23 protein-coding genes and 3 tRNA genes are annotated in these 21,854 nt (G+C 69.1%); 9 read left to right on the top strand and 17 right to left on the bottom strand.

The features are described from left to right. Positions 1 to 48: 48 nt before the first annotated feature. From rplJ to FMM06_RS04285, 7 genes are all read right to left on the bottom strand, one after another. Entirely contained in the window at positions 49 to 564 is a 516-nt protein-coding gene (gene rplJ / locus FMM06_RS04315) for a 50S ribosomal protein L10 (RefSeq protein WP_143554945.1), read from the bottom strand. Positions 565 to 798: 234 nt separating this feature from the next. Then, the gene (locus tag FMM06_RS04310; protein ID WP_143554944.1) at positions 799 to 1,401 is read right to left on the bottom strand and encodes a hypothetical protein; all 603 of its coding nucleotides are present in this window, start codon (positions 1,399 to 1,401) and stop codon (positions 799 to 801) included. 150 nt (positions 1,402 to 1,551) lie between these two features. Continuing rightward, entirely contained in the window at positions 1,552 to 2,250 is a 699-nt protein-coding gene (rplA, locus tag FMM06_RS04305; protein ID WP_143554943.1) for a 50S ribosomal protein L1, read from the bottom strand. Between the two features lie 2 nt (positions 2,251 to 2,252). After that, complete coding sequence (rplK, locus tag FMM06_RS04300; RefSeq protein WP_143554942.1) at positions 2,253 to 2,687, bottom strand: 50S ribosomal protein L11; 435 nt, start codon at positions 2,685 to 2,687, stop codon at positions 2,253 to 2,255. Between the two features lie 63 nt (positions 2,688 to 2,750). Continuing rightward, positions 2,751 to 3,296, bottom strand: a complete 546-nt coding sequence (gene nusG / locus FMM06_RS04295; RefSeq protein ID WP_143554941.1) for a transcription termination/antitermination protein NusG — start codon at positions 3,294 to 3,296, stop codon at positions 2,751 to 2,753. A gap of 8 nt (positions 3,297 to 3,304) precedes the next feature. Continuing rightward, positions 3,305 to 3,502 (bottom strand): preprotein translocase subunit SecE, encoded by a 198-nt coding sequence (secE, locus tag FMM06_RS04290; RefSeq protein WP_143554940.1) that lies wholly within the window; start codon positions 3,500 to 3,502, stop codon positions 3,305 to 3,307. A 114-nt stretch (positions 3,503 to 3,616) separates the two neighbouring features. Then, positions 3,617 to 3,692, bottom strand: a tRNA-Trp gene (locus FMM06_RS04285). 121 nt (positions 3,693 to 3,813) lie between these two features. Between FMM06_RS04285 and FMM06_RS04280 the strand changes: the two genes are divergently transcribed. The 3 genes from FMM06_RS04280 to FMM06_RS04270 all read left to right on the top strand — a co-directional run bounded on the left by FMM06_RS04280 (position 3,814) and on the right by FMM06_RS04270 (position 5,470). Further along, a tRNA-Gly gene (locus FMM06_RS04280) sits at positions 3,814 to 3,887 on the top strand. Positions 3,888 to 4,119: 232 nt separating this feature from the next. After that, the gene (locus tag FMM06_RS04275) at positions 4,120 to 4,332 is read left to right on the top strand and encodes a hypothetical protein (RefSeq protein WP_143554939.1); all 213 of its coding nucleotides are present in this window, start codon (positions 4,120 to 4,122) and stop codon (positions 4,330 to 4,332) included. 58 nt (positions 4,333 to 4,390) lie between these two features. Continuing rightward, positions 4,391 to 5,470 (top strand): GGDEF domain-containing protein, encoded by a 1,080-nt coding sequence (locus FMM06_RS04270; RefSeq protein WP_143554938.1) that lies wholly within the window; start codon positions 4,391 to 4,393, stop codon positions 5,468 to 5,470. A gap of 8 nt (positions 5,471 to 5,478) precedes the next feature. Here FMM06_RS04270 and FMM06_RS04265 read toward each other — a convergent pair. Beyond that, positions 5,479 to 5,564: transfer RNA gene (locus FMM06_RS04265), tRNA-Tyr, on the bottom strand. 87 nt (positions 5,565 to 5,651) lie between these two features. On the opposite strand from FMM06_RS04265, the gene rlmB reads away from it, so the two are divergent. Beyond that, positions 5,652 to 6,413, top strand: coding sequence for a 23S rRNA (guanosine(2251)-2'-O)-methyltransferase RlmB (gene rlmB / locus FMM06_RS04260; protein WP_143554937.1), 762 nt, complete (start codon positions 5,652 to 5,654; stop codon positions 6,411 to 6,413). A gap of 3 nt (positions 6,414 to 6,416) precedes the next feature. Here rlmB and FMM06_RS04255 read toward each other — a convergent pair whose 3' ends face one another. The 3 genes from FMM06_RS04255 to FMM06_RS04245 all read right to left on the bottom strand — a co-directional run bounded on the left by FMM06_RS04255 (position 6,417) and on the right by FMM06_RS04245 (position 9,719). Further along, entirely contained in the window at positions 6,417 to 7,307 is an 891-nt protein-coding gene (locus FMM06_RS04255; RefSeq protein ID WP_235889061.1) for a manganese catalase family protein, read from the bottom strand. Between the two features lie 142 nt (positions 7,308 to 7,449). Beyond that, positions 7,450 to 8,805 carry a glutamate--cysteine ligase gene (locus FMM06_RS04250; protein WP_143554935.1) on the bottom strand — a complete coding sequence of 452 codons (1,356 nt, stop codon included), beginning with the start codon at positions 8,803 to 8,805 and terminating at the stop codon, positions 7,450 to 7,452. Positions 8,806 to 8,852: 47 nt separating this feature from the next. After that, complete coding sequence (locus tag FMM06_RS04245) at positions 8,853 to 9,719, bottom strand: LysR family transcriptional regulator (RefSeq protein WP_185965032.1); 867 nt, start codon at positions 9,717 to 9,719, stop codon at positions 8,853 to 8,855. Between the two features lie 101 nt (positions 9,720 to 9,820). On the opposite strand from FMM06_RS04245, the gene FMM06_RS04240 reads away from it, so the two are divergent. After that, the gene (locus FMM06_RS04240) at positions 9,821 to 10,189 is read left to right on the top strand and encodes a hypothetical protein (RefSeq protein WP_207790236.1); all 369 of its coding nucleotides are present in this window, start codon (positions 9,821 to 9,823) and stop codon (positions 10,187 to 10,189) included. Next, positions 10,186 to 11,202 (top strand): zinc-dependent alcohol dehydrogenase, encoded by a 1,017-nt coding sequence (locus FMM06_RS04235; RefSeq protein WP_207790235.1) that lies wholly within the window; start codon positions 10,186 to 10,188, stop codon positions 11,200 to 11,202. The genes FMM06_RS04240 and FMM06_RS04235 overlap by 4 nt, the downstream gene beginning before the upstream one ends. A 1-nt stretch (position 11,203) precedes the next feature. On the opposite strand, the gene FMM06_RS04230 is transcribed toward FMM06_RS04235, so the two are convergent. Next, complete coding sequence (locus FMM06_RS04230) at positions 11,204 to 11,644, bottom strand: DUF3224 domain-containing protein (RefSeq protein WP_143554933.1); 441 nt, start codon at positions 11,642 to 11,644, stop codon at positions 11,204 to 11,206. Between the two features lie 77 nt (positions 11,645 to 11,721). Here FMM06_RS04230 and FMM06_RS04225 point away from each other — a divergent pair, with 77 nt between their 5' ends. From FMM06_RS04225 to FMM06_RS04215, 3 genes are all read left to right on the top strand, one after another. Then, the gene (locus tag FMM06_RS04225; RefSeq protein ID WP_143554932.1) at positions 11,722 to 13,464 is read left to right on the top strand and encodes an N-acyl-D-amino-acid deacylase family protein; all 1,743 of its coding nucleotides are present in this window, start codon (positions 11,722 to 11,724) and stop codon (positions 13,462 to 13,464) included. Between the two features lie 51 nt (positions 13,465 to 13,515). Continuing rightward, entirely contained in the window at positions 13,516 to 14,565 is a 1,050-nt protein-coding gene (locus FMM06_RS04220; RefSeq protein WP_143554931.1) for a serine hydrolase domain-containing protein, read from the top strand. 584 nt (positions 14,566 to 15,149) lie between these two features. Next, positions 15,150 to 16,442, top strand: a complete 1,293-nt coding sequence (locus FMM06_RS04215; RefSeq protein WP_143554930.1) for a M20/M25/M40 family metallo-hydrolase — start codon at positions 15,150 to 15,152, stop codon at positions 16,440 to 16,442. Here the strand turns inward: FMM06_RS04215 and FMM06_RS04210 are convergent. The 5 genes from FMM06_RS04210 to FMM06_RS04190 all read right to left on the bottom strand — a co-directional run bounded on the left by FMM06_RS04210 (position 16,439) and on the right by FMM06_RS04190 (position 21,800). Further along, a complete protein-coding gene (locus tag FMM06_RS04210) occupies positions 16,439 to 17,296 on the bottom strand; it encodes a class I SAM-dependent methyltransferase (protein WP_143554929.1) in 858 nt (285 codons plus the stop codon). The genes FMM06_RS04215 and FMM06_RS04210 overlap by 4 nt on opposite strands. Position 17,297: 1 nt before the next feature. After that, entirely contained in the window at positions 17,298 to 18,524 is a 1,227-nt protein-coding gene (locus FMM06_RS04205; RefSeq protein ID WP_235889060.1) for a M16 family metallopeptidase, read from the bottom strand. Next, on the bottom strand, positions 18,521 to 19,912 hold the full coding sequence (gene thrC / locus FMM06_RS04200; RefSeq protein WP_143554928.1) for a threonine synthase: 1,392 nt from the start codon (positions 19,910 to 19,912) through the stop codon (positions 18,521 to 18,523). The genes FMM06_RS04205 and thrC overlap by 4 nt, the downstream gene beginning before the upstream one ends. 97 nt (positions 19,913 to 20,009) lie before the next feature. Further along, entirely contained in the window at positions 20,010 to 20,828 is an 819-nt protein-coding gene (locus FMM06_RS04195; RefSeq protein ID WP_143554927.1) for an ankyrin repeat domain-containing protein, read from the bottom strand. Between the two features lie 54 nt (positions 20,829 to 20,882). Next, entirely contained in the window at positions 20,883 to 21,800 is a 918-nt protein-coding gene (locus tag FMM06_RS04190; protein ID WP_185965031.1) for an alpha/beta hydrolase family protein, read from the bottom strand. Positions 21,801 to 21,854: the final 54 nt, after the last annotated feature.

Here is a 21,854-nt window from a genome sequence, read left to right as displayed (position 1 = left end):
GGTAATATCTCCAGTGATAGGGCGGCATTCGCCCGGGTTGCTTCGGCGTTATGCCGCTTCCTTGGTGGCGTAGGCCCCGAACACGCGTGCCAGCTTGCCGGCAGGCGCATTGACCAGCTGCGCGAGCTTGGTCGCGGGCGCTGCGACGAGCCCGACGATCCGACCGCGAAGCTCATCGAGCGACGGCAGCGATGCCAGCGACTTGATGCCGGCAGGGTCGAGAACGGTGGCGCCCATGGCACCCCCGACGATCTCGAACTTGTCGGTGGTCTTCGCGAAATCGACCGCGACCTTCGCCGCGGCGACGGGGTCGGGCGACGTGGCAAAGCCCGTCGGTCCGGTCAGCAGGTCGCCGATCGGCTGGTAGGGCGTGCCCTCCAGAGCGATCCGCGCGAGCCGGTTCTTGGTGACCTTGAAGGTCGCGCCTGCCGCCCGCATGCGGTTGCGCAGGTCGGTAACCTGCGCGACCGTCAGCCCGTGGTTACGGGTGACGACGACGACCGCCGTTTCCGACAGCGTCTTGGCGAGCGCGGTAACCTGCTCGGTCTTTTCAAGCCGATCCATGCTCTCTCCTCATTGGTGCGCGCGCGCGGACCATTCCACGCGCACGGTCGTTTCCGATGGGGAGAGACGGGCACCAGGCGGCACCCCGAGGGCGGACACCCGAACCGGGGGCCACGCCGAATACTTCCCCGTCTCGGTGAGAAATCAAGCGACGCCGGGGCGCCGCACTCACTGTCTCGGACGGTTGACGGTGCGGCCCCTACACGTGCGGCACTGCGCCGTCAATCAATTCGGTCAGCCGAGCAGCGCCGGCCCGAGCAGCGCGAGCCAGCCGAACTGCCCGACGGCGAAGCCGATGACGATCGCCAGCAGGCGCAGCCAGCGGCCTGCCCGGGCCATTTGCCTGAACAACAGCCAGCCCCACAGCGCCAGCACCGCGACGCTGACCACGATACACACCACTCCAGGCGGGATGCCGAGCGCCACCGCGCCGACATACTCGTCGAAATTGGGCCGTGATTCGGCCTTGAGCCCGCTGACCGCGACGATGATGACGTGCAGGGCATAAGCGAAATTGGTCGCCATCCGCACCGGTGCGACCCACGCCAGGGCGAGCGCCCAGCGGCTCGACGGCCGCCGTCGCAGCGTGGCGACCGCAATAGCCGCCAGCGCGATTGTAACTGCGGGCCCGGCAAGGGCAATCGCGCCGACATGCCAGCCCGGCGTGGTCGCAAGGTCCTCGAGTTCGGGAACTCCGCTCACGCTGCCGGCGTGCAGCACGGGCTTATAGCCCAGCGCCGCGCCCGTCAGCCAATGGCCGAGTTCGTGCAGGACGGTTGCCGCGACGGTGGTGGCGGCGGTGATCGCCGCAAGTTCGAGGAGGGACCGCCAGGTCACGCCGGCCCTACCGGTCACGTCCGTCCGCACGCCGATCCTCCCGCAGCCCGGCCCTAGATCATTTCGCGCACGTCCCGTGTCAACCGGCGCCAGACGCAGAAAGGGCCGCGATCGCTCGCGGCCCTTTCAAACGTCATTGCAGGATGCAGACTAGATGCTGTGCCCGACGGTCTCGGTGTCGACCTTGACGCCGACGCCCATCGTCGAGCTGAGCGCGACCTTCTGCAGGTACTTGCCCTTGGCACCCGACGGCTTGGCGCGGACGACCGCGTCGAGCAGCGCGTCGAAGTTGGCGCGCAGGTCTTCGGCCGGGAAGCTCGCCTTGCCGAGGCGGCCGTGGATGATCCCGGCCTTCTCGACGCGATACTCGACCTGACCGCCCTTGGCGGCTTCGACCGCAGCAGCGACGTTCATCGTCACCGTGCCGAGCTTCGGGTTCGGCATCAGGCCCTTGGGACCCAGCACCTTACCGAGGCGGCCAACCAGACCCATCAGGTCGGGCGTCGCAATGCAGCGATCGAAATCGATCTTGCCGCCCTGGACGATCTCCAGCAGGTCCTCGGCACCGACGATGTCGGCACCCGCTGCCGTGGCTTCGTCGGCCTTGGCGCCGCGAGCGAACACCGCGACGCGAACGGCCTTGCCGGTGCCCTTGGGCAGGGTGACGACGCCGCGGACCATCTGGTCGGCGTGGCGCGGATCGACGTTCAGGCCGATGGCGACCTCGATCGTCTCGTCGAACTTCGCGGTGGCGTTGGCCTTGACCATGCCCAGCGCGGTGTCGAGCTCGTAGAGCTTCTCACGGTCGACGGCGGCCTTCTGGGCCTTCTGCTTCTTGCTGTCGGCCATGATCAGCCCTCCACCACTTCGAGACCCATCGAGCGCGCGCTGCCCTCGATCGTCTTCATCGCCATCTCGATGCTGTTGGCATTGAGGTCGGTCATCTTCGCTTCGGCGATTGCGCGAAGCTGCGACTGCTTGATCTTCGCAACCGAAGCGCCCTTGCCCGGCGTCGTGCTGCCGGCCTTGAGGCCCGCGGCCTGCTTGATCAGATAGCTCGCCGGCGCCGTCTTGGTGACGAAGCTGAACGAACGATCGGCATAGACCGTGATGACGGTCGGGATCGGCATGCCCTTCTCGAGCTCCGACGTCTTGGCGTTGAACGCCTTGCAGAACTCCATGATGTTCACGCCGCGCTGACCGAGCGCAGGGCCGATCGGCGGCGAGGGGTTGGCGGCACCCGCCTTCACCTGCAGCTTGATGTATCCGGTAATCTTCTTTGCCATGACGGCACTCCTAAATGTGGTTCGAACGACAGCCGCGAAGGCTGCCTCCCACTTCCAAAAAGCTTAGTTCTTCGGCTTCTCGACCTGCTCGAAACCGAGTTCGACGAGCGTCGCGCGCCCGAAGATCGAGACCGAGACCTTGACGCGGCCGTGATCGAAATCGAGCTCCTCGACCATGCCGTTGAACGACGCGAACGGACCGTCGAGCACCTTAACCTGGTCGCCGATCTCGAAATTGACCTTCAGCTTGACCTTGGCGGTCGGCGAAACCGCCTCCTCCGCCTTGGTGTTGAGCATGAAGCTCGCCTCGGACTCGCTGATCGGCTGCGGCTTGCCCTGCTGACCCAGGAAGCCGGTGACCTTCGGGGTGTTCTTGACGAGGTGATAGACGTCGTCCGTCATCTCGAGCTTGGCGAGGACATAGCCCGGCATCTGCTTGCGGTCGCTGACCACCTTCTTGCCGCGGCGCACCTCGGTGACCTTCTCGACCGGCACTTCGACCGCGTCGATGAAGGCGTCGAGGCCCATGCGCGTTGCCTCGGTCAGGATCGCGTCGCGAACCTTGTTCTCGAAACCCGAATAGGCGTGGATGATGTACCAGCGCGACATGCCGCTCCTTAGCCCGCCAACGACAGCAGAAACTTCACGACGCTGCCCAGCACCGCGTCGACGCCCAGGAAGAACACCGCCAGGATCGTCGTCATGATCAGCACCATGATCGTCGTGGTCAGCGTCTCACGGCGCGTCGGCCAGACGATCTTCGCCGTCTCGGCGCGAACCTGCCGCACGAACTCCCCGGGTGAAACTCTCGCCATCGGCTCTCTATTCGTCCCGTCTCAAACACCAAGGGCCAGCCGCCTGCCCCGCAAAACCGGAGCCTTCGGCTGGACCCTAGAAACTCTCGAACCCTTCGCCGCCGACCTTGCGGCTGGCAGGAGTGGAGGGGCTCGAACCCCCGGCCCTCGGTTTTGGAGACCGATGCTCTACCAGCTGAGCTACACTCCTCCGGTTCCGAGACCGGCGGCTATACGCATCGCGCGCGTTCACGGCAATAGCGTTATGACGCGCGGGCCGAACGCCCGGGGGCTTGTCCCCCGCCGCCCGCGCCGCTAACCCCGTCCCGCACGCGGGTATAGCTCAATGGTAGAGCGGTAGCCTTCCAAGCTTCATACGAGGGTTCGATTCCCTCTACCCGCTCCAGCCTTCGCAGATGCAGCATGATTGCTGCGGCGGCGTATCGATGCCGAATATATCTTTGGGCTTAAACTCAACGGTAACATGGGCGCGGTACACCGGAGTCGCGGTCCGGCGGTGCGTTGCCGGGTCTGCAGGGCGCCGGCGGGGGCGTCTCGAAATTGTTGCATTGCAGCATGGCTAGTGCCTTTTTGGCGGGCTTTGGTGCGCGTGTGTGAAACATTCGGGAGATCTCGCGATGTTGCATCGTCTTGCGATCGCCGCCGTTCTGGTGGCCGGTGCGCCGCTGGCCGCCGCGCCGCGCGGCGAGACGCCGGCCGTCGAGCGGCCGGTTTCGGCCGACACCTCGATGACTTTGGGCGAGCGCGGCGGCTGGGGGCTGTTCCTGGGCGTCGCGATCCTCGGCCTCGCGCTGCGCCGCCGCCGGCGCGGCCAGGTCGTCACCAGCTGAAACCCGATTAAGCCCGCCTGCCCGCTGCCGTAGCACAGGCTGCGGGAAGGGACCGGCAATGGACCAGACATGGACGGCGGGGCGCGACGGCGCCACCGCGCTTGCGGAAGGGAGCGACAGCAGCGGCCTCGGCCATCCGCGGCTGGCGCTGTTCGACCGCATCCGCGACCTGCTCGTCGCCACCGGCCTGCCGCCCGAGACGCCCGTCTATGACCTGCTGCTGCGCCACGTCGAGGGCGACGACCCCGTGCTGTCGGCAGCGGTGGCGGCCGCGATGGCGCTCGGCACCTTCGACCTCGCGACCGTCTATGCGCTGCGCCAGGCCTATTGCGGCGACCAGCCGACCGGCGAGGTCGCGGCACTTGTCGAGGCGGCACACTGCCAAGCCGAGGCGCTCGGCGCGCGGCTCAGCGCGGGTGTGACCGAGCTGGCGACCTATGGCGGCGTGCTCGCTGCCGGCAAGGTGGCGCTGGGTGCGCCCGATCCACTCGGTGTCGTCGCGCTGGCGCGGCTGATCGAGCAGCTGGGCGCGGCGACCGCGACGATGATCGCGGCGACCGCACGTCTGAACCACGAGCTCGCCGACGCGGCGCAGGAGACCGGCCGGCTGCACGACCGGCTGCGCGCCGCCGAGACCGCCGCGGTGACCGACCCGCTGACCGGCGTCCTCAACCGTCGCGGCGCGCTGAAACGGCTCGAAGCGGCGCAGGCGGCGGCGAGCGCAGCCGCCTCGGCGCTGAGCATCGCGATGGTCGACATCGACCATTTCAAGCGCGTCAACGACCGCTACGGCCATGTCATGGGCGACGAGGTCCTGCGCTACGTCGCGCAGCATCTCAGCCAGTCGGTCGCGCCCGCCGGCGTCGTCGGGCGGCTGGGCGGCGAGGAGTTCGTCGTCGTGCTGCCCGACACGCGCCTGGCCGACGCGACCGGCATCGTCGACCGGGCGCGGGCCAGCCTGACAGCGCGGATCATCCGGCGCAGCGACGACGGCAGCAGCATGGGGCGGATCAGCTTTTCAGCCGGCACCGCGCTCGCCCGCGCCGACGAAGCGCCGACGGAGATCATCCAGCGTGCCGACGCCGCGCTGTACACCGCCAAGCGCATGGGCCGCGACCGCGTCGTTCCGGCGAATTGAGAGGCAAATGGTGGAGGGGGTTGGATTTGAACCAACGTAGGGAAAACCCGGCAGATTTACAGTCTGCTGCCATTGACCGCTCGGCCACCCCTCCACGGGATCCGCGCCTTGGCATGCGCGGAGGCGGGTTAGTGGCGAAAGGCCGATGGATAGTCAACGGCTAGCAGGCTACACGCCGCCAATGGGCAGAAGACCACACCCCCGCAACGCTGCCGGACAACGCAGCCCCTACCCGCGCATCTACGGCCGCCACGCGGTCATCGCCGCGCTGTCGAACCCTGAGCGCGTGCACCGCAAGCTGCACGCGACGCACAATGCGATGAAGCTGCTGCAGGCCGATTACGACCTGCCGAAGGGCTTCAACGTCCAGTTCGGCGACGACGGCGACCTGGGGCGGCTGGTGCCCGCCGATGCGCCGCACCAAGGGCTGGTGCTGGAGGTCGAGCCGCTCGAAGGCCCGTACCTCGGCGACATCCTCGCCACCGACACCGGCAAGCGTCCGCTGATCGTCCTCGATCAGGTCACCGACCCGCACAACGTCGGGGCGATCCTGCGTTCGGCAGCGGCCTTCGGCGCGGTGGCGCTGGTCACGCAGGACCGCAACTCGCCCAGCGAATCGGGTTCGCTGGCGCGTGCGGCGAGCGGCGCGCTCGAAACCGTGCCGTGGTGCCGGGTGGTCAACCTCGCGCGTGCGCTCGGAGAGATTGGGGATGCAGGCTATTGGCGCATCGGCCTCGACGGCGAGGGAACCGCGACGCTCGAGGAGGCGCTCGCCGACACGCGGCCCTGCCTCGTGCTCGGTGCCGAGGGCGAGGGACTGCGCCACAACACGGTCGAGCATTGCGACCAGATCGCGCGCCTGCCGATCAGCGCGGCGATGGAGAGCTTGAACGTCTCCAACGCCGCGGCGATCGCACTCTACGCCGCGGCGCGGCGCAGCTAGGGGTCAGTGGCGGATCGCGGTGGTGGCGCCCGCACCGGGACCCGCACCGAGGTCGACACCCGTCACCGGGTCCTCGTCCGGCATCGACTTGGTGCGCAGTGCCAGTTTCTCGACTGCCGCCAGATCACTGGCGCCGAGATTGACGCTGGCCGTGCCGTCGCCGCCGTCGACCGCCATCTGGTCATCATAGTCGTCGATCCGCTCCCACTGGGGGCCCGTGTTCCACGAACCTTCGGTGTCGCCCGGACCCTGCGAGCTGTTCATGAACTTGTCGGTGAAGGCGGGCATGCCCGGCAGCTTGCCGGTCGGGAAGTTGTCCTCGATGGCATAGAGCGCCTTCTCGAACGACTTCTGGTGGGCGATCTCGCGCGTCATCAGGAAGCTCAACGCGTCCTTGATGCCGGGGTCGTCGGTGATCGCGATCAGCCGCTCGTAGACGATCTTGGCGCGGCTCTCGGCGGCGATGTTCGAGCGCAGGTCGCACGTCGGATCACCGCGCGAGTCGATGTACTCGGCGCGCCACGGCAGGCCGACCGAGTTGGTCAGCGGCACGCCGCCGTACAGGATGTTCGAGATGTGGCTGGCACCGCCCTGGTTCATCGTCAGGTACAGTTCGTTCTCCTCGAGCTGCGCCTCGGCGAGCTGAGCCTTCGCCCCCCTGTTGAGCATCGCGACGATCGACCCGATGACCTCGAGATGGCTCAGCTCTTCGGTGGCGATGTCCATCAGCAGGTCCTTGCGACCGGCATCCTCCTCGCCGAGAGCCTGGGTGAAATAGCGCATCGCTGCCGCAAGCTCGCCGTCGGCGCCGCCGAACTGTTCGAGCATCATCGACGCAAGGCCGGGATTGGGCTCGCTGACGCGAACCGTGTACATCAGGCGTTTGTTATGCATGAACATCGACTTGGGCTCCTGAGTGGATGACCCGGACTGAACGTGCGCTTTTCGACAAAGTTAGATGTTACGTGCGCGTTTTATCTGATTTGCATCAATATTTATTTGGTTTGTCTGTTATCGCACCAAAAGACGACGCGAATTAGTAGCTCTCCGCCGCATACAGCCGCGAGACGTCGCCGCCCCACTCGCCCTCATAAGCGGTCAGCATGCGGTCGGCGTTGGTGCAGCCGCTGTCGGCGATCTCGTGCAGGACGCCCAGGAACCCCTGCTCGCTGTCGCCCGCGCCGTTGAGGCGGGCACGGCGGGCGAGGCCGGCATCGGCGATGTGGAGCACCTGCTTCGCGAGATCCTGCAGCGTGCCACCATTGGGGCTCGCAGCCTGCAGCCCGAGGCGCGGCACCTCGGCGCGCAGCCGGTCGTGGTCGGCGGGCGTCCAGCGCTTGCAGACGTCCCACGCCGCCGCCATCGCATCGGCGTCGTAGAGCAGCCCGACCCACAGCGCGGGCAGCGCGCAGATCCGGTCCCAGCGCCCGCCGTCGGCGCCGCGCATCTCGAGGTAGGACTTCATCCGCACCTCCGGGAACGCCGTCGACAGATGGTCGACCCAGTCGCTGGCACGCGGCAATTCGCCGGGCAGCACGCTCAGCTTGCCGGCGAGGAAGTCGCGGAAGCTCAGTCCCGCCGCGTCGATGTACTTGCCGTCGCGGAAGACGAAGTACATCGGCACGTCGAGGGCATAATCGGCATAGCGTTCGAAGCCGAAGCCGTCCTCGAACACGAAGGGCAAGGTGCCCGTCCGCGCCGGGTCGGTGTCGGTCCAAATATGGCTGCGGAAGCTCTTGAAGCCGTTCGGCCTGCCTTCGGTGAAGGGCGAGTTGGCGAACAGCGCGGTGGCGAGCGGCTGCAGCGCCATCGAGACGCGGAACTTCATCACCATGTCGGCCTCGGATGCATAGTCGAGGTTGGTCTGGATCGTGCAGGTGCGCAGCATCATGTCGAGGCCCAGCCCGCCGACGCGCGGCATGTGGCGGCGCATGATCTCGTACCGGCCCTTGGGCATCACCGGCAGCTCGTCGCGGCGCTTGTCGGGCCAGAAGCCGAGGCCCAGGAACCCCAGCCCCAGCCGCTCGCCGACCTCGCGGCACTGGCGCAAATGGCGATTCGATTCGGCGCAGGTCGCATGGATGTCGGCTAGCGGTGCGCCCGACAGCTCGAACTGTCCGGCGGGCTCGAGGCTGATCGCACCGTCGGGGCCTTTCAGCGCGATGACCGTGTCGCCCTCGCGTACCGGCTCCCAGCCGAACGCCTCCATGCCAGTCAGGAGATCGCGGATGCCGCCGGGCTCATCGTACGACGGCGCGGCATGGTCGCTGAGCCGGTAGACGAACTTCTCGTGCTCGGTGCCGATGCGCCAGGCGTCGGCGGGTTTGCACCCCGCCTCGAACGGCGCGATCAGCTGGGCGCGGGTCTCGATAAGGTCGTGATCTGTGGTCATTCCGGCGTCCTAGACCTGCCGCCGTGCCTGCGCAATTGAGCGCGACTCTAACCCCGCGTTGCCGCGAAAGTCGCGACGATCCAGCGGTGCACCGCGGCGACGGCGGGGACGCGCCGCACGTCGCGGTGGCTGACCAGACAGGGGGTGCGCACCGGCGCGTCGCCGCCGCTCGGGATTTCGACCAGTTCATGCTCGGGCCGGATGAACAGCGGCGCGAGCAGGCCGATGCCCGCCCCCGCGACCGTCGCGGTGACCAGCGCGCGCGTGCTGCCGGTGCGCAGTGCGATGGCGTGAGTAAGGCCGAGCCGGTCGAGCCACGCGAGCTCGGGCAGGCGGCCGAAGCTGTCGTCGTAGGCGAGCAGCGGACTGGCCGCGAGATCGATCGACGCCGGGTCCCGCCCCGCCAGCCAGATGCGCGATGCGTACAGCCCGAGCCGCTGTTCGGGGAGCCGCCGCGCGAGCAGGCTGGCCCCCTGCGGACGGCTCATGCGGATCGCCAGATCGGCGTCTCTCCCCGCGAGGCTGACCACCTCGGCCTGCGACTGGAGCTGGACGCCGATGCCTGGCGACGCCGCCCACAGCGCGGGCAGCGCCGGGGCGAGGACGTCGCCGATCACCGACTCGGTCGCCGAGACGCGCACCACCGCCGGGCCGCCGCCGGCACGCAGGGCCGCTGCCGCGCGCTCGATCGCCGCGAGCTGGTCGCCGAGCGGCTCGGCAAGCGCCGCGATCCGCGCGCCATCGGCGGTCAGGCGCACCCCATCGGCGCGGCGGTCGAGCAAGGTCAGGTGCAGCGCCGCCTCGAGCCCCGCGATGCGCCGCGAGGCAGTCGAGACCGCGATTCCCTGCTGCTTCGCCGCGGCGCTCAGCGAGCCGCCGCGCCCGACCCCGATCAGCGTGGCGACCGCGTCCATATCCATCGCTTTTGCGTGAGCGCCAAACTGGTTTGCGTCAATCGCCGTGGCGCGCTCGAGCGCCGGCGCTAGCGTGCGGACACTAACCGAGGAGACCCGCCATGCGCGCCCTGCCCGTCCTGATCGCCGCTTTGCTCGCTGTCCCTGCCGCCGCCGCCGCGCCCGTCGCGACGCTCGTCGCCATCCCCGTGCCGCCGTCGGTCGACCGCGCCGCGCTGGAGAAATTGTTCGACGCGTCGCAGCCGCAGTACCGCGCCATCCCCGGCCTGATCCGCAAATATTACACCATCGGCGACGACAAGCGCGCCGGGGGCATCTACCTCTGGACCAGCCGCGCCGCAGCCGAGGCCTTCTACACCGAGGCGTGGCGCGCCGGCGTGCAGAAGCGCTGGGGTCAGCCCGCCAGTGTCAGCTATTTCGATGTGCCGATCGTCCTCGACGGCGCCAACGCCGCGGCGGGCGCGCGGTGAGGTCGCTGCACTTTCTGAAGCCCAGCGCTTTCGAATGGCGCGACGTGCCCGCGCCGCGACTGGCCGCCGACACCGACGCGATCGTCCGGCCGATCGCCGTCGCGCGCTGCGATCTCGACCTGTACATCGCGACCGGCGTCGTGCCGTTCGCAGGGCCGTTCGCCTTCGGGCACGAGGCCGTCGCCGAGGTGGTCGAGGCGGGCGATGCGGCCGGCGTCGCGCCGGGCCAGCGTGTCGTCGTGCCCTTCCAGCTGTCGTGCGGGCGCTGCGACAACTGCCGGCGCGGGCTGACCGGCACGTGCGACGCCTATCCCTGGCTGACCGCCTACGGCCTCGGCCGGCCCGGGCGGCCTGACCGCGGCGGCGCGCTGAGCGACCTGATGCACGTGCCCTTCGCCGATCACATGCTCGTACCGCTGCCCAAGGGCCTCGACCCCGTCGCTGCGGCGAGTGCAGCCGACAATATCCCCGATGGCTGGCGCGCCGTCGCGCCGCAGCTCGCGGCCCGGCCGGGCGCGAGCGTGCTGGTGATCGGCGGCCTCGCGCAAAGCGTCGGGCTGTACGCGGCGGGTGCTGCAGTGGCGCTCGGCGCGGGGCGCGTGCTGTATCTCGACGTCGATGCCGGCCGGCGCGCACGAGCGGTCGAGCTCGGCGCCGACGCCGCGCCGCTGGCGGACCGCGACCCCGTCGAGCAGTTCGAGATCGTCTGCGAGGCGGCGGGCAGCCCGGCCGCCCTGGCCTTCGCGGTGCGCTCGACCGCGCGCAACGGCAGCCTGACCAGCGTCGCCATCCATCTTGGCGCGACGACGCCCGTCCCGCTGACCGAGGCCTATTACAAGGGCCTGCGCTTCGAGACGAGCCGCGCCGACGCACGCGCGCATCTGCCCGCAGTCCTCGACTGCTGCGCGCAAGGACGGCTCAGGCCCGACCTCGTCCGCCACCGGACGCTGCGCTTCGACGACGCGGCCGACGCGATGACCGATCCGGGGCCGAAGCTGGTGTTCGTGCCGTGAGTTAGTTCGGCAACTCGTACGCCAGGTCGTAGAAGTGTTTCCCGTCCTCGATACGGATCGTCATCGCCCCTTTCAGCCCCGTCAGCGCCCCCGTCCCGGAGTCGGGCACGACGGTGATCCGCTGGTCGGGCGTGCCCCGGTCCATCGTCGCGCTGTGCATCAGCACGAAGCTGCCCGACCTGCCATCGAGCGTGCCCGTCAGCCGCTCGATCAGCACATAGGCCGCCGACCCCTCGACGCCGCCCATCGCCGTCAGCATGTCGCCGCACGACGCGCCGGCAAAGCCGCCTGCGAAGGTCTTGATGTTGACCATGCGCGCCAGCCCCTCGGGCAGGTCGCCCGTCCGCGGCGTCATCTTGACCTCGAATGTCCCCGTCGCATGCTGCACTGCTGCCTCCACGGGCATGGCGATCAGCGCCGCCGCTAGAATGATGTTTCGCATCTGTTCTTTCTATGCGCGTCGTTTCGCGCGTCAAGCGGCCTGTGCTAGCCTCCTCGAAACTCTGGGGAGAGTCGACGATGCACGACATGGTGATCCGCGGCGGGACGATCGTCGACGGCAGCGGACGGCCCGCGTTCGTCGGCGACGTGGCGGTCGACAAGGGGCTCATCTCGGCAGTCGGCATCGTGACCCAGGCGGGGCGCGAGGAAATCGACGCGACCGGCCTGCACGTCACGCCGGGCTTCGTCGACATCCACACCCATTATGACGGCCAGGCGACGTGGGATTCGGAGATGGCCCCCTCCGCTTGGCACGGCGTCACCACCGTCGTGATGGGCAATTGCGGCGTCGGCTTCGCCCCCGCCAAGCCCAACAAGCACCAGTGGCTGATCGGCCTGATGGAGGGTGTCGAGGACATTCCCGGCACGGCGCTCGCCGAGGGCATGGCGTGGAACTGGGAGAGCTTCCCCGAATATCTCGACGCGCTCGAGGCGCGGCCGCGGACCATCGACGTCGCGACGCACGTCCCCCACGGCGCGGTGCGCGCCTATGTGATGGGCGAGCGCGGCGCGAACAACGAGGCACCGACCGAGCACGAGATCGCGCAGATGAGCCGCATCGTCGAGGAGGGCCTGCGCGCCGGGGCGCTCGGCTTCTCGACGTCGCGCACCGTGTTGCACAAGTCGGTCGACGGCGTCCTCGTGCCCGGCACGACGGCGACCAAGGAGGAGCTGATCGGCATCGGCCGCGCGATGGGCCGCGCCGGGCACGGCGTGTTCGAGATGGCGTCGGACCTGAAGTACGAATGGGACGAGTTCGGCTGGATGGGCGAGCTGAGCCGCGAGACCGGCCTGCCGGTGACCTATGCGATGCTCCAGTCGATCGCCAAGGAAATGACCTGGCAGGAGCAGATGGCCGCGACCGCTGAGTGGAACGCGAAAGGCGCGAACATCGTCGCGCAGATCGCGCTGCGCGGCACCGGCATCCTGATGGCTTGGCGCGGCACGGTGCACCCCTTCCTGTTCAAGCCCGGCTGGCAGGAGATCGCGGCGCTGCCGTGGGACGAGCAGCTCGCCCGGCTGCGCGATCCTGAGTTCAAGGCGCGGATGCTGGCCGAGGCACCGGTGTTCCCCGAGTCAGACGTGCTGCCGCTGCTTCATGCCGTCGCGATGGGCTTCGGCCTGCAGTTCGCGATGGAGCCGGGCTTCGACTATGAGCCGCCGCAGTCGCGCACCATCGCCGCGCTTGCGGCTTCGGCAGGCCGCGACCCGGCCGACTATGCCTACGACCTGCTGATGGAGGGCGACGGCACCGGGTTCATCTATTTCCCGATCCTCAACTATGCCGACGGCAACCTCGATTTCGTGAAGGGGCTGCTGGAGCGCGACGACACGGTGATCTCGCTCAGCGACGGCGGAGCGCATTGCGGGACGATCTGCGACGCGGCGTCGCCGACCTACCTGCTCCAGCACTGGGTGCGCGACCGGGCGCGGGGGACGATCACCCTCGAACAGGCGATCAAGCGCCAGTGCAGCGACACCGCCCGCCTGTACGGCATGCACGACCGCGGCCGCATCGCGCCCGGCTACCGCGCCGACCTGAACGTGATCGACATGGGCGCGCTGAAGCTGGGCGCCCCGTGGATGGCGTTCGACCTGCCCGCCGGCGGCAAGCGCCTGCTGCAGCGCGCCGAAGGCTATCGCCTGACGATCAAGAACGGCGAGGTCACCTTCCGTGACGGCGTGCCGACCGGCGCGCTGCCCGGCGGGCTGGTGCGCGGGCCGCAGGCGGCGCCCGCGCTGGCCCTCGCGGCGGAGTAGCGCAGGGGCCGCCGGGTTCCGCGCCCGGCGCCCCGACCCTATATCCTCGTGATGAGGGTCATTTTCGTCGTTCTCCTGCTGCTGTCGGCCTGTGGCTCCGCCGAGCCTCGCGCCGAGGTGGCCGTGCCGCAGGCGCGCACCCAGCCGACCCGCGGACTCGACGCCGCGACGATGGCGACCACGCTGGAGGCCGCACGCCGGTTGCCACGCCTGCAGTCGCTCGTGGTCCTGCGCGACGGCACCCCGCTCACCGAGGCGCGCTTCAACGGCGGGCCGGCGCTCGACGTGCCGGTCAACATCAAGTCGGCGTCGAAGTCGGTGATTTCAGCAATGGTCGGCATTGCCATCTCCCGCGGCGTCCTCGAAGGCGCGGGCCAGCCGGTCCTGCCGGTGCTGCGCGCCGACGCTCCCCACGATCCCGATCCGCGCCTTGCCCGCCTGACCGTCGGCAACCTCCTGTCGATGCAGGCCGGGCTGGAGCGCACGTCGGGCGAATATTACGGTCGCTGGGTGTCGAGCCCGAACTGGGTTCGCTACGCGCTGTCGCGCCCCTTCGTCGACGAGCCCGGCGGTGCCATGCTGTATTCGACGGGCTCGACCCACCTCCTGTCGGCGCTGCTGACCCGCGCGTCGGGCCGCAGCACCCTGGCAAACGCGCGGGCCTGGCTCGGCGAGCCGCTGGGGATCACCATCCCGAGCTGGTCGGCCGATCCGCAGGGCATCTACTTCGGCGGGAACGAGATGCGCCTCAGCCCGCGCGCCATGGCTCGCTTCGGCGAACTCTACCGGCGCGGCGGCGCGATCGACGGCCGGCGCATCCTGCCCGCCGCCTGGATTACCGAGAGCTGGACGCCGCGCACCGTTTCGCCGTGGAGCGGGCAGAGCTATGGCTATGGCTGGTTCCTCACCGAGATGCGCGGCCATCCGGTCCGCTTCGCCTGGGGGTACGGGGGGCAGATGATCTATGTCGTGCCCGACCTGCAACTGACGGTCGTCATGACCTCGGTCGCAAACGCCGCACGCGACGGCGGGCACGTGCAGTCGCTGCACCGGCTGCTGGCCGACGGGATCATCCCTGCGGCGGAGCGTGGCGGCAGCTAGCGCCCACGTGCGACATCATGCTGAGGGACAGAATGTCCAGTTTCCCGCCCCACCTATCCATGACCCAGAGGACCAATTCGCTACGATGTCATCCCGTGCTGCGATATGGACGCAACGATCCTGCGCAAGAATGTAAAAGTGCTGCCACGGATCGTTACGCACCTCTACGCTGCTTTCAACATCTAAGCAGAAATGCTCGGAAGCTAACCAGCGAGATCGCTCGACGCGCAGCAAGTCGCTTGGACGCTGCATCGCTTCTTCGTTAGTTACGAACGGATTAGGGTCGCCGTCCCAACTCGTAGCGAACGCTCTGACATCATTGAAGTGGATTATCAGTTTGCCTTCCTCGTATGGGAGGGTGAGATCGATCGTCTGACTATTTGCGCTCTCGATCTTCATATCACCGAAGGACGATGTCCTACCTTTAACGAGCGGGCATGGAACCCAAGAAAGGAGTCGCTGCTCAGTCATCGCCTCTCCTGCCGTTGTGTCCCAACTTACAGGAAGACGGATCAGAGGGCCATGTCCGCTATCCATCCAAAGCAGACGTTTCCATACAAGCCCGCACGACCTAGAAGGCGCGCATGATCCGCACCCTGCTGCTTGCCGCCCTACTCGCCTCGCCTGCCGCTGCGGTTCTGGCACCGCCCGAGGCGAAGATGGTCGCGGCCGTGGATGCGGGACAGGCGAAGTCGCTGGCGCTGCTCGAGGAGCTGGTCAACCAGAACTCGGGGTCGAACAACATCGCGGGCGTCACCGCGGTCGGGGTCATCATGCGGCGCGAGCTCGATGCGCTGGGGCTCAAGACTCGCTGGATCCCGCTGACCCAGACCGGGCGCGCCGGGCATCTGGTCGCGACCAACGCGGGCAAGGCGGGGACCAAGCACCTGCTGCTGATCGGCCACCTCGACACGGTGTTCGAACCCGACTCGCCCTTCCAGAAGTACGTCCGCAACGGCGACAAGGCGCAGGGCCCCGGCGTCGCCGACGACAAGGGCGGCATGGTGACGATGCTGGGCGCGCTCGCCGCGATGAAGGCGGCGGGGACGCTCAAGACCGCGAACCTCGAGATCGTGCTGACCGGCGACGAGGAGAGCACCGGCAAGCCCATTGAGGCGGCGCGCGCCGACCTGATCGCGGCGGGCAAGCGCGCCGACGCGGCGCTCGACTTCGAGGGGCTGGTGCGCATCGACGGGCGCGACATGGGGTCGATCGCGCGGCGCTCGTCGAACAGCTGGACGCTCCGCACCACCGGCAAGTCGGGCCATTCGAGCCTGATCTTCAACGCCGAGTATGGCGACGGCGCGGTCAACGAGCTGGCACGAATCGTCGCCGCCTTCCGCGCCGAGCTGCCCGAGCCCAATCTGACCTTCAACGTCGGACTGATCGCCGGCGGCGCGACCGCAGCGCTCGACGAAGCGAAGACACGCGCGACGGCGACCGGCAAGCCCAACATCATCCCCGGCACGGGGGTGGCGCGCGGCGACTTCCGCACGCTCTCGCAGGAGCAGACCGACCGGGTGAAGGCCAAGATGACCGCGATCGTCGCGCGCCATGCACCGCTGACGGGGGCGGAGATCGACTTCGACGAAGGCTATCCGCCGATGGCGCCGACGGCGGGCAACCGCGCGCTGCTGGCGAAGCTCAACGTGGTGAACCGCGACCTCACCCTGCCCGAGATGCCCGAGCTCGACCCGCTCAAGCGCGGCGCGGGGGACATCGCCTTCGTCGCGGCCGACGTCGACGGGCTGGTGGGGCTGGGGCCGACGAGCACCGGCGACCATTCGCCCGAGGAGACGGTCGACATCCCCAGCATCTTCACCCAGGCGAAGCGCGCCGCGATCCTGATGTCGCGGCTAGCGAGCGAGCGGCGTTAGCGCTCCCAGCGTACGAAGATCGCGGTCGGCAGCAGCCGCCCCCCGCCTTCGCGGATCGTCATCTCGCCCGCGCTGATCGTTCCGCCGAGGTCGGCGAAATGCGCCTTCACCAGCTCGGCGATCGCCACCGCCGACAGTCGGATCGCGTAGACCGTCAGCACGAGGTAGCGGCTGTCGGCGTCGAGCAGCGACCGCGCGCAACCCACGAGTTCGGGCAGGTCGCGGTACAGCTCCCACACCTCGCCGTCGGGGCCGCGGCCGTATTTCGGCGGGTCGAGGATGATGCCGTCGTAGCGCCGCCCGCGCCGTACCTCGCGCCGCATGAACTTGAGCGCGTCGTCGGTCAGCCAGCGGATGGGTGCTGCTCCCATGCCCGACAGCTGCTGGTTCGCCTGGGCACTGGCCACCGCCTTCTTCGACGCGTCGACGTGGGTCACCGCGGCGCCCGCCTGCGCGCACGCCAGGCTGCCGACGCCGGTGTAGCCGAAGACGTTGAGGACGCTCGTGTCGGGGCCAAGGCGCGCCGCCATCCAGTCCCAGTGCGCCGCCATGTCGGGGAAGAAGGCGAGGTGGCGGAAATTCGTGTTCGCGGCGTGGAATTTGAGCGGCCCGCGCGCGAGCGGCCACGACGGCGGCACGTGGGGGGCGAGGTTCCAGCGCCCGCCGCCGTCCTCCTCCAACCCGCCGACGAACTCGCCGTCGGCCGGCCAGTCGGCGAGCGCGGGGGCCCAGAGCGCCTGCGGCTCGGGGCGGATGAAGCGGTAGGGGCCGTAGCGTTCGAACTTGCGGCCGTGGCCCGAGTCGAGGAGTTCGAAGTCGTCCCAAGGTTCGGCGATGAGGGTTTCGAGTTGCACCTCACGCCGCCTTCAGCAGCGGTGCCCCGACATCGGCGCGCGCGCGGGGGCCGCTCAGCATTGCGGTGCCGACCGCGCGGACCTGGTCGACGGTCACCGCGTCGAGGCGCGCGACGACCTCCGCCGGGGGCACGACCCGCCCGTGCACCAGCAGCGAGCGTGCCAGATATTCCGACCAGCCGCCCGGCGATTCGAGTGCCATCAGCAGCCCGGCACGGACCTGCGCGCGCGCCCGGTCGAGTTCGGGCTGTTCGAGGCCGGTCGCGGTCGCCGCGAGCACGTCCTCGGTCAATTTCAGCGCGCGCGCCGCGTCGCGCTTGGCGGTCGCGAGATAGACCGAGAACAGCCCGGTGTCGGCGTACGGCGTCGTGCTCGCGAATACCGAATATGCCAGCCCGCGCGCCTCGCGCACCTCCTGGAACAGCCGCGACGAGGCGCCGCCGCCTGCGGCCTGCGCGAACAGCATCGCGGCATCATGGCTCGCGTCGCCGTGGCCGGGGGCCGACAGGCCGAGGGTCAGGTGCGCCTGCTCGAACTTGCGGCGGTCGTGGTGCGCGGTGCCGGTAAAGGTCGCCGCCGTCGTCGCCTCGCGCGTTCCCGCCGGCAGCCCGCCGAGCCAGGTCTCCGCCAGCGCCACCACTGCGTCGTGCTCGACCGCGCCCGCCGCGACGAGGACACAGCCGCCGCCGCGGTACTGCGCTGCGAGCCAGTCGCGCAGCGCGCCGGCATCGAGCCCCGCGATGCTGTCGTCCGACCCGAGGATCGAGCGGCCGAGCGCCTGGCCGGCGAATGCGGCCTCCTGCAGATGGTCGAAGACGATGTCGTCGGGCGTGTCGCGCGCCTCGCCGAGCTCCTGCAGCACGACCTGCTTCTCGCGCGCCGTCTCGGCGTCGTCGAACAGCGGGTTGGTCACGAGGTCGGCGATGACCTCGACCCCCAGCGCCAGATCGGCCTTGAGCAGCCGCGCGTGGAAGACCGTCATGTCGCGCGCGGTGTAAGCGTTCAATGACCCGCCGACGTCCTCGATCTGCTCGGCAATGGCACGCGCGTCACGGCTCTGCGTACCCTTGAACACCATGTGCTCGAACAGATGCGCGACGCCGTTGACGTTCGCACCCTCGTGCCGCGCGCCCGCGTCGACGTGCAGCGCGACCGCGACCGTCTCGACGTGCGGCATCGCGCGGGTGACGACGCGCAGGCCGTTGGCGAGGGTGGTGACCGGGGTCACCGCGGTGTCGCCCGCACGGCGACGAACGCTTCGATGGCACTCAGGTCGTTCGGCAGCACGTCGTAGCGCTCCTCCCGGTCGAACAGCCCCTGCGCACGCGGCGGCAGGCCCGGACAGACGCCTGTGGCGCGCTCGACGGCGTCACGGAACTTGCCCGGGTGCGCGGTCGCCAGCGTCACCACCGGCCCGTCGCCGGGGGCGGCGCGTGCCGCCGCTAGTCCGATCCCGGTGTGGGGGTCGAGGATCTGCCCGGCGCGGTCGTGCGCCCAGCGCAGGGTCAGCGCGAGCTCATCGGCGTCGATCCGCGCCGCGTCGAAATGCGTCGCGACCTGCGTGCGCTGTGCCGCGTCGAGCGTCAGCCGCCCGTCGCGCTCGAACCCGGCCATTGCGGCGGCGCACCCTGCCCCGTCGCGCCCGTGCAGGTCGAACAACAGCCGCTCGAAGTTCGAGCTGACCTGGATATCCATCGACGGCGTCGAGGTCGCGGTCACCACCCCGCGCGAATAATCGCCGTGCCCCAGCGCGCGCGCGACGATGTCGTTGACGTTGGTGGCGACGATCAGCCGGTCGATCGGAAGGCCCATCTTCGCCGCAGCGTACCCTGCAAAGACATCGCCGAAATTGCCTGTCGGCACCGAAAAGCTGACCCGCCGCCCGGGCGCGCCGAGGCGGACGGCGGCGTAGAAATAATAGACGATCTGCAGCAGCAGCCGCGCCCAGTTAATCGAATTCACCGCCGACAGGTGGAAACGGCTAGCGAACGCGGGATCGTTGAACATCGCCTTCACCAAGCCCTGGCAATCGTCGAAATTGCCCTGAACCGCGATGTTGTAGACGTTCGGCGCCATCACCGTCGTCATCTGGCGGCGCTGGACGTCGCTGACCAACCCCTCGGGATGGAGCATGAAGACGTCGAGCCGCTCGCGCCCGGCAAGTGCGGCGATCGCTGCCGACCCGGTATCGCCGCTGGTCGCGCCGATGATCGTCAGATGCTCGTCGCGGCGGCCGAGGAAACGCTCGAACAACAGGCCGATCGCCTGCAGCGCGACATCCTTGAAGGCATAGGTTGGGCCGTGGAACAGCTCGAGCAGCCAGTGGCGCGCATCGAGCTGCACCAGCGGCGTCACCGCGGCATGGTCGAAGCTGGCATACGCCTCGGTCAGCAGGCTGCGCAGCTCGTCCTCGGTCAGCGCGCCGCCCAGGAATGGCAGGGTGATCCGCACTGCGGTCTCGACGTAGGACAGGTCGGCAAGCGCCGCGATCTCGTCGGCAGAGAATTGCGGCCAGCTTTCGGGCACGTACAGGCCACCGTCGCTGGCGAGCCCGGCGAGCGTCACGGCTTCGAAATCGAGGATCGGCGCGGCGCCGCGCGTGCTGAGATAGCGCATCGGAGGCGGGGCTTAACGCCTGACCGCCCGAAGCGCAAACAACGTCAGTGTCGCGCGCGGGCCGGCGGCCAGCGGCAAGCGACGCTGCATCAGTGCTTCAATTGCGCGCCCGCGCCGGCGGCCAGCGGCCCGCCGCGACGAGCGCACGCACTTCCTTTGGCGAAGGCGCGGGGCTGGGCCAGCCCATCGCGGGTAGTTTTGCCGCGAGCCGGGCGTGCGCCGCATCGTCCTCCGCCGTCTGGGCAAGCGACGGCCGCGACACCGCCCAGCCCAGATTGCCGCCACTGTTGTCGACCGCCCAGGGGTCTGCGCCGCGTGCGATCAACAGCTCGGCAATCGCGAAACGATGCCCGTCGAGCGCCGTCTGCAGCGGCGTCGCCCCGGTGCTGCTGCGATCGTCGAGCTTCGCGCCATATTCGATCAGCATCCGCACGGCACCGGCTGAGCCGATGACGATGGCATCGTCGAGCGGTCGACCGCCCGCCTTAGTCAGCCGGTTGGCCGACGCGCCGGCCTTCAACAGCGTTTCGGCAAACCACGGCTCGGTAACGCGCAACGCCAGCGTCAGCGGCGGCTCGTTGGCGGGCGGGCCGTCGGCGGGGACACCGCTGGCCAGTAGCCGCGTCAGCATCGGCTTGTCGCATCGGGCGATGGCGACGCTCAGCAGGTCACCGAGCACACCGCCTTGCGTGTTCCGCAATCGCGGGTCGCGCGCCAGCATAGCCCCGACCGTCGCAGTATCGCCGTCAAACACCGCCGCCATCAGATCTCGCCCTGCCTGGCCGTTATCGACGCGCGTCATCACTGCCTCGCGTTTGGGCAGCACGGTTTCGGGAATGAAGCACCCGGCACCGGCGTCGGCGCACCCGCTCGTCATGAGCAGGACCAGGCCGAGCAGAACGGGGTATCGAAGCACACGCGCGGCTTTCCTGATGCACGGACGCTCGCGCGACCGGCTGCCTGACCTGGTCTAGCGCAAGCTGCCTGCCCCGGCGACAACCCAATCGATCATATGGCGATCGATGCGACTGTGCCGCTCGAACCAGTTCTTGCCCTCGGGCGCGACATCGGGAAGCTCGTGGCGGCTGCCATAGGCCGATGGCGCATCGGCGAGCAGCGCACCGGGAACACCGAACAGCACCGCGCCGAGCACCCGGTCGCCGCCGTCCTGCAGGTACGACAGGATCTCGCCCGGGACCTGGTAGGCCTGCACCGCGACGTCGCCACCGCCGCGGCCGTTGGCGGCACTGATCGCCTGCGCGCGATCGATGGTCTTGTCGGTCAGCCCGGCGGCATTGAAGGTATCGGCCTCGCGCCCCGATGCGACTGCCGTCGCCGAGGCGAGTCCGCCGCCAAGCGAGTGCCCGGCGATGGTTACCGAGGCATCGCTGCGCGCGAGCGCTTCGCCGATGATCAGTGCCTTGGTGTAGCTCTGCGAGTTCGCTCCCGCTGCCTGCTGGAAGTTGTTGCGCCAGTCCTCGCCGCTCGACGAGCCGCGGAAGGCGACCACGAAGCGCTCGGTCTCGCCGCTGCCCGTGACATAGACGCGCGCGCGAAAGCTCGACCCGGCCCGCTCGAGCTGCTCGGGTGCGATGCCGAGACGCGACAGATCGTCGGCGCTCGCGACGCGGAAGCCCGTGGGCGGCGTGGGGGTATCACGATATACGTCGGCGGCAAGCAACGCGCTCTCCTGCGTGCGCACCGTCGAGGCGGGGATGCTGCCGCCCTCGGCACCGCGGGTCGCGGCGACCTGCGGCGCCGCCGACGATGCGGCGCGCGTCGCACTCGGAGCGGCCCAATCTGCGGCGAAGCGATCGGCGGTGGTCTGCCGCAGCTCGGGAACCGAGCCCGCCTCGATCGGGCGACTGGATGAAATCGACTGGATCATTGCCACGGTCCTTGCGCGTATCCTTGCAGCCTTGTCGCACCGCGGGCGGAGGCC

Source organism: Glacieibacterium frigidum, assembly GCF_007097155.1.
Taxonomy (GTDB): Bacteria; Pseudomonadota; Alphaproteobacteria; order Sphingomonadales; family Sphingomonadaceae; genus Glacieibacterium; species Glacieibacterium frigidum.
This window is presented reverse-complemented; position numbering and strand designations above follow the sequence as displayed.

Bases quoted from the DNA above. Each gene is read 5' to 3' on its own strand.
- rplJ (WP_143554945.1), bottom strand. From the start codon at position 564: ATGGATCGGCTTGAAAAGACCGAGCAGGTTACCGCGCTCGCCAAGACG.
- rplA (WP_143554943.1), bottom strand. From the start codon at position 2,250: ATGGCCGACAGCAAGAAGCAGAAGGCCCAGAAGGCCGCCGTCGACCGT.
- rplK (WP_143554942.1), bottom strand. From the start codon at position 2,687: ATGGCAAAGAAGATTACCGGATACATCAAGCTGCAGGTGAAGGCGGGT.
- nusG (WP_143554941.1), bottom strand. From the start codon at position 3,296: ATGTCGCGCTGGTACATCATCCACGCCTATTCGGGTTTCGAGAACAAG.
- secE (WP_143554940.1), bottom strand. From the start codon at position 3,502: ATGGCGAGAGTTTCACCCGGGGAGTTCGTGCGGCAGGTTCGCGCCGAG.
- FMM06_RS04275 (WP_143554939.1), top strand. From the start codon at position 4,120: ATGTTGCATCGTCTTGCGATCGCCGCCGTTCTGGTGGCCGGTGCGCCG.
- FMM06_RS04270 (WP_143554938.1), top strand. From the start codon at position 4,391: ATGGACCAGACATGGACGGCGGGGCGCGACGGCGCCACCGCGCTTGCG.
- rlmB (WP_143554937.1), top strand. From the start codon at position 5,652: ATGGGCAGAAGACCACACCCCCGCAACGCTGCCGGACAACGCAGCCCC.
- FMM06_RS04255 (WP_235889061.1), bottom strand. From the start codon at position 7,307: ATGCATAACAAACGCCTGATGTACACGGTTCGCGTCAGCGAGCCCAAT.
- FMM06_RS04250 (WP_143554935.1), bottom strand. From the start codon at position 8,805: ATGACCACAGATCACGACCTTATCGAGACCCGCGCCCAGCTGATCGCG.
- FMM06_RS04245 (WP_185965032.1), bottom strand. From the start codon at position 9,719: ATGGACGCGGTCGCCACGCTGATCGGGGTCGGGCGCGGCGGCTCGCTG.
- FMM06_RS04240 (WP_207790236.1), top strand. From the start codon at position 9,821: ATGCGCGCCCTGCCCGTCCTGATCGCCGCTTTGCTCGCTGTCCCTGCC.
- FMM06_RS04230 (WP_143554933.1), bottom strand. From the start codon at position 11,644: ATGCGAAACATCATTCTAGCGGCGGCGCTGATCGCCATGCCCGTGGAG.
- FMM06_RS04225 (WP_143554932.1), top strand. From the start codon at position 11,722: ATGCACGACATGGTGATCCGCGGCGGGACGATCGTCGACGGCAGCGGA.
- FMM06_RS04220 (WP_143554931.1), top strand. From the start codon at position 13,516: ATGAGGGTCATTTTCGTCGTTCTCCTGCTGCTGTCGGCCTGTGGCTCC.
- FMM06_RS04215 (WP_143554930.1), top strand. From the start codon at position 15,150: ATGATCCGCACCCTGCTGCTTGCCGCCCTACTCGCCTCGCCTGCCGCT.
- thrC (WP_143554928.1), bottom strand. From the start codon at position 19,912: ATGCGCTATCTCAGCACGCGCGGCGCCGCGCCGATCCTCGATTTCGAA.
- FMM06_RS04190 (WP_185965031.1), bottom strand. From the start codon at position 21,800: ATGATCCAGTCGATTTCATCCAGTCGCCCGATCGAGGCGGGCTCGGTT.